Genomic DNA, 1,736 nt, shown 5'->3' on the forward strand with positions numbered 1-1,736 from the left:
CCGGATATCGGGGGCTGTGCCGGCTCGGACCTGCTTGGTGGCGCATGAGGCGATGAAGGCTGTTGGACTCGCTCCCATTGAGAGAGCCCTTGCTCCAACTCCTTCCAGCCCTGCTCGTGGTCTCTACGGAAATCAGCGAACCTGACTCCTTCAAGATCGGGAGGAAGGTTCGTACACTCTCTCAGGAGTACAGGAAACAGGGGCCTCTTCTTCCCGGAGCGCAGGAGAGTTTGAGCCACTCTCAATTCATAATTGAACCACCGCGACAGGATGGCGTCGGGAGACAGGACGAATACGACCACGTCGCTGCGTTCTATCCCTTCGTCGATCTTGGTGCGGATTTCATCGCCGACAAGCAATTCGGACAGGTCCAGCCAGGCATCATGGCCCTTGCTTTCGAGCCGTCTCTTGAGCTCAATGGCGAAAGGTTTGTCCTTGGAAGAGTGCGAGATGAAGATCTTGGCCATGACCTGAATCCAGCGACAGCCTAGGGTAACCCACGCACTTCCTCAACTTCGCCAAGGGCGGGAGTGGCTGACCAACGCGCCGATGGTCTACAAGAATGACTTGGCAGTGGCGGACAAGGGGGGGGGCATGGTGTGGCGCGTCGATGGAGGTCCGGTTCTACTCGAGGTGGGGCGGTCCGGGGCTCTCGGAAGATTGCCCGAGCCCACTCCTGGGCTAGCATGGACGCATCATGGAAGGGTACCTCGACGCGTTCATCGCCTTCATCCGTGCCGAGCGCGGCCTGTCCGGCAAGACGGTGGATGCCTACGCCGCGGATCTGGCGGTGTACTTCGCGGACCTGAAGCGCAAGGGCATCACCGACGTAGTGCGTGTGCATCCGGACGACATCACCGGCCACCTGACGACGCTCAACTCGCGCCGGCTCTCCCGCCGCAGCCAGGCGCGGCACCTGGCGGCCATCCGCGGCTTCCACCGCTTCCTCGTGGCCGAGAAGTACGTGGAGAAGGATCCCACCGAGGACATCGACACCCCGCGCTCGGCGCGCAAGCTGCCCATCTTCCTCACGCTGGAGGAGGTGGAGCAGTTGCTCGCCGCTCCGGACGAGAGCACGCCCGCGGGCATGCGGGACAAGGCCATGCTCGAGGTGCTGTACGCCACCGGCCTGCGCGTGAGCGAGCTGGTGGGCCTGGGCATCAACGACATCCAACTGGGCGCCGGCTACCTGGTGGCCAAGGGCAAGGGCGCCAAGGAGCGCATCGTCCCGGTGGGTACCATCGCGGCGGAGAAGGTGCGCACGTACCTCGCGGGGCCCCGGCAGTTGCTGCTGGGCGAGCGCGAGTCCAAGGCGCTCTTCGTCACGCCTCGCGGCGACGGCTTCACCCGGCAGGGCTTCTGGAAGCTGCTCAAGCGCTACGCGCTCAAGGCGGGCATCCGCAAGCCGCTGTCACCGCACAAGCTGCGGCACTCGTTCGCCACGCACCTGGTGGAGCGCGGCGCGGACCTGCGCGCGGTGCAGGCCATGCTGGGCCACGCGGACCTGGCCACCACGCAGATCTACACGCACGTCAACAGCGCGCGGCTGCGGGCCGTCTACGACAACGCCCACCCGCGCGGAGACGACGTGCGCGGGCGGGGAGGGGCCCTGGGCGGCCGCGTGGCGAGGAAGAGGGCAGCAGGGGGCACGTAGTTCCCCCCACCACCCGCCTCACGTCATCACGGCGTGGGCGCCGCCACGGTCTGGCCGCCCGCGGGAGCCGGCTGGCCCTCGA

At 66.2% G+C, this 1,736-nt stretch carries 2 protein-coding genes; one reads left to right on the forward strand and one right to left on the reverse strand.

The window, feature by feature from the left end:
* Window positions 1-467: toll/interleukin-1 receptor domain-containing protein (locus Q664_RS44200; protein WP_152622690.1), on the reverse strand; the 467-nt coding region annotated here is incomplete at its 3' end.
* 230 nt (window positions 468-697) lie between these two features.
* Between Q664_RS44200 and xerD the strand changes: the two genes are divergently transcribed.
* Window positions 698-1,654: a site-specific tyrosine recombinase XerD gene (xerD, locus tag Q664_RS44205; protein WP_043411010.1), complete on the forward strand. Its 957-nt coding sequence runs from the start codon at window positions 698-700 to the stop codon at window positions 1,652-1,654.
* The last annotated feature ends 82 nt before the right edge of the window (window positions 1,655-1,736 follow it).

The organism is Archangium violaceum Cb vi76 (assembly GCF_000733295.1).
Taxonomy (GTDB): Bacteria; Myxococcota; Myxococcia; order Myxococcales; family Myxococcaceae; genus Archangium; species Archangium violaceum.